The following is a 3,469-nucleotide window of genomic DNA, read 5'->3' on the forward strand; positions in this document are numbered from 1 at the left end:
TTCACCGGCAGTGGCCGGGCCGGTCTTATGGAGCGGTTCCGGGACCAGCCCCCGCACACCACCCAGCAGGGCGTAAAGGTAGATGCCCAGGGCGGCCAGGGAGAGGTCGAAGTCGAAGGCGCTGTGCACGCCCAGGGTCAGGGCGGCGACGGCGGCCGACCAGGCGGAAATACTCACTCCTTCCCCTTCCTCCCGCCGCTTAAAGCGCACCAGCAGCAGGACGAAGCCAACCCAGACGGCTGAAAGGGCCAGGAAGCCCAGGGTACCGGCTTCCACCCAGGTCTGGAAGAAATGGTTGTGCGTCTCGGTGGTCCAGTAAAGGCGTGACGCGTAGCGGTGGTACAGGGCGTTCCACCCCCCGCCGCCCGCGCCGGTGATAGGATAGTCCCGCACGATGCGCAGGGCGTCACGGCTGTACTCCAGCCGCTGCCGGAAGCTGGGGTCGTAGCCGGAAATGGTCTCAGCCCGGGCGATTACTTTGCCGGGGAGAACCTGGGCGGCAGCCACGGGGAAGGCAGCAGCAGCGTACCAGAGGTAGACGGCCAGGACGGCGCCGAAGTAGGCCAGCCCTCCTGCAGCCACCAGCCGGCGGGTATTCCCCGGCACTGTGTCCCGGTTCAGCCACAGGGCCATGAAATGGTAGCCAACCTGTAAAACAGCCGCGGCAACCAGCCCGGCCAGAGGATACTTCAAAACCGCCAGGCCCTGCGCCCCCTGGAGGTGACTGTAGAAAACCCGGGCCGTGACAAGGCCGCAGCCCAAAAAGATGACCAGGTGGTACGCAGCGCGCCAGCGAAAGCTTTTGGGAACCAGCGCAATGAATGCGGCCATGGCCAGGGGGTAAAGCACCCACCCGCCCCGGGACTGGGTGCCCAGAATGATGACGACCAGCAAAAGGTTGCCGGTTACATAAACAACTTTCGGCAGCAGGCGCTCCGGCTTTAAGCTCAAACCGAGGCCTATGACGTTGACGGACGCAAGGTAGACGGCCAGGGCGTTCTTGTACTGCAGGGTGGACATGATCACGCCGTCTTCATAGGCACCTGGGAAGTTGAACACCCGCGCGGCGGCCAGAAGACCCACGGCGGCCACGCCAATTCCCGCCACATAAACCACAGCCAGCAGGCGGTCCAGGTCCTTTTCCCCCCGCACTGCCCGCAGGGCCATCCAGTAAACCATGAAGCAGGTCGCAACTTTCAAAAGCTCTCCTATGGCGGAGCGCATGTGCACCGCGGTGATCAGGGAAAGGGCGTAGGCAGCCACCAGCGCCAGGATGGACAGATCCAGCGGCGTGCGCGGGTAATGCACTTCCCGCCGCAGTACCTGGTCGTAGATGCAGCAGGCGAAGGCAGTTGCGGTGATAATATGGTACGTGAGCAGTTCGGGCTGGAAGAAGAGGCCCCGCATGAGGGGTGAGGTCAGGAGCACGAACCAGAGACCGGCCAGGAAAAAAGGACGCAGGTTCAGGTTGAGGATGGGTTGTGGTTTAAGGCTGGCATTGACAGGTGGCTTTACTATTTCGTGCATTTTCGACAATATCCTCGCTTTTCCAGTTCACCTTTTGATTCTATTCGCCATAAGGATCAATTTTCCTACCTGCATCTGAATCAACTTCCTGATCAAAAAATTACAGGAAAACCACCTTGCTTTTTCATCTGGCGATGGTTATAATGTGACTGATGCTACTGAAGATTTGCAAGATGAGGTGATATATTTGAATGATAATGAAATACAACTGACAGCCACTGTGCGACTGGGACGGAGGGGGCAGATGGTGTTGCCCGCTGAAGTCAGGCGGGCCTTAGCTGTTAAAGAGGGAGACGAACTGCTGATCGCAGTGTGGCCGGGCGGTAAAGTGACCATGATCCGCAAGCCCCGAAGTTTTGCGGAAGCCCTCGCCGGCCTGTACGGGCACCTGTGGAAAGGAATAGACCCGCTTATTTACCAGAAGACGGAGCGAGAAACATGGGAGAGCTAGCCAAAACGCTCGTCAACTTTGAATTGGTGGCTATAGATACAAATATTTTCATCTATTACCTTCAGAAAGAGGAGTTCCCCGCCTATCACACGGTTCTTGCGGCTATCTTTCATGCCCTGGAAAAAGGGGACTTTCAAGGGGTTTCCAGTGTGCTGATGCTCACCGAATTGCTAACTCTTCCTCAAAAGCTGGGCGAAGAGCATGTCGCGCAGCATTATTATCTGCTGTTAAAAAATTTTCCTAATTTGAAACTCCTCCCGGTAACAGAAAAGGTCGCCCTCCGGGCCGCCGGGATCCGCGCTAAGTGGGGTCTAAAAACACCGGACGCCCTGCACATAGCGACAGCCATCGAAGCAGGCGCAAAGGCCTTTCTTACTAACGACCGCTCCATTGGCAAACAGTTCCCGGGTCTACAAGTAATCTACCTTTCAGATTTTTTGACGTCGCATAACTAATGAACACCAGGCGTGCTTGACAAAGCCAGACCACACCGCTTCGCCAACCGGGCGTACGTTAAAAGACCCCCGCTGCCGTAATGGCGACGGGGGTCTTTCCTGCAATTTGCTTTTATTTGCTTTTTACAGCCTGCCGGTGGTGGTCAGGAAACGCTTGACCATGACCACCGCCTCGGCCCGGGTGGCATTGGCTTTAGGCACGCACTGGTCAGCCAGTCGGCCGTCAACAATGCCCTCTCTGATGGCCACGGCCATGGCCTGTCTGGCCCACGGGCTGACCTTGCCGGCGTCAGCGAAACGTCCGAGCAGGGCCTGCACATCAGCTTCGCTCAGAGCGGTATTCCTACCGCTCCTTGCCAGAGCACGCGTGATCATGGCCGCCAGCTCTTCACGGGTGATCGGCGCGTTGGGCTTGAAGGTGCCGCCGGGGTAGCCTCCCACCAGGCCCTGCGCTGCGGCGGTTTCCACCGCCCCCGCGTACCAGGCACCGGCTGCCACGTCCTTGAACCTGCTGCCGGCGGCTTTCTGCTCGGGTATATTCATAGCCCGCAGCAGGAAGGCGGCAAACTCGGCCCGGGTGACAACGGCGTTGGGCGCAAAAGTGGTCTCGGATACGCCGCCTGCGATGTGCTTAGCCGCCATCAGCTTCACGTCGTTCACCGCCCAGTGGCCTACCATGTCCGCAAAGTTCTTGTCGTACGCCATGACGGCGTAAGTGGACAGACTGGTGCGCCCGACGGAAACCGTGCAGGCCGCCCTGTCAACCTTACCGCCCACATACTCCCAGGTGCCGCCGTTCAGCCGGTAGATTCCCAGGTAGCCCTCCGGCACGCCGGCCAGCCTGGACCGGTCGTAAGGCAGGGTCAGGGTGACGGGTTTCGCAAGGCTGTTGAGGCCGCCCTTGTCGGCACCGCTCGCTTCGGCCCGGATGTTAATCTCGTAAGCGTCACCGGCCACCTTGTACGCAGTATCGCCGGGTGCCGGGGCCTTAACCCTGCCAGTGGTGATATTCAGGGTTACACCCTGACCCTTGAGG

4 protein-coding genes are annotated in these 3,469 nt (G+C 59.3%); 2 read left to right on the forward strand and 2 right to left on the reverse strand.

Features of this window, described 5'->3' with window-relative positions:
• Window positions 1–1,527, reverse strand: a 1,527-nt coding sequence (locus ACPLUI_RS12700; RefSeq protein ID WP_424660624.1) for an O-antigen ligase family protein, incomplete at its 3' end; no start/stop codon positions are given.
• Between the two features lie 187 nt (window positions 1,528–1,714).
• On the opposite strand from ACPLUI_RS12700, the gene ACPLUI_RS12705 reads away from it, so the two are divergent.
• Together ACPLUI_RS12705 and ACPLUI_RS12710 are read left to right on the forward strand one after the other, a co-directional pair.
• Window positions 1,715–1,978: an AbrB/MazE/SpoVT family DNA-binding domain-containing protein gene (locus ACPLUI_RS12705; RefSeq protein ID WP_424660625.1), complete on the forward strand. Its 264-nt coding sequence runs from the start codon at window positions 1,715–1,717 to the stop codon at window positions 1,976–1,978.
• Window positions 1,966–2,433 (forward strand): type II toxin-antitoxin system VapC family toxin, encoded by a 468-nt coding sequence (locus ACPLUI_RS12710; protein WP_424660626.1) that lies wholly within the window; start codon window positions 1,966–1,968, stop codon window positions 2,431–2,433. Before ACPLUI_RS12705 ends, ACPLUI_RS12710 begins: the two co-directional genes overlap by 13 nt.
• A 123-nt stretch (window positions 2,434–2,556) precedes the next feature.
• On the opposite strand, the gene ACPLUI_RS12715 is transcribed toward ACPLUI_RS12710, so the two are convergent.
• Window positions 2,557–3,469 (reverse strand): S-layer homology domain-containing protein (locus tag ACPLUI_RS12715; protein WP_424660627.1); only part of this gene is annotated, 913 nt, incomplete at its 5' end.

Source organism: Desulfofundulus sp. (genome assembly GCF_049701015.1).
In the GTDB taxonomy this organism is placed as follows: Bacteria; Bacillota; Desulfotomaculia; order Desulfotomaculales; family Desulfovirgulaceae; genus Desulfofundulus.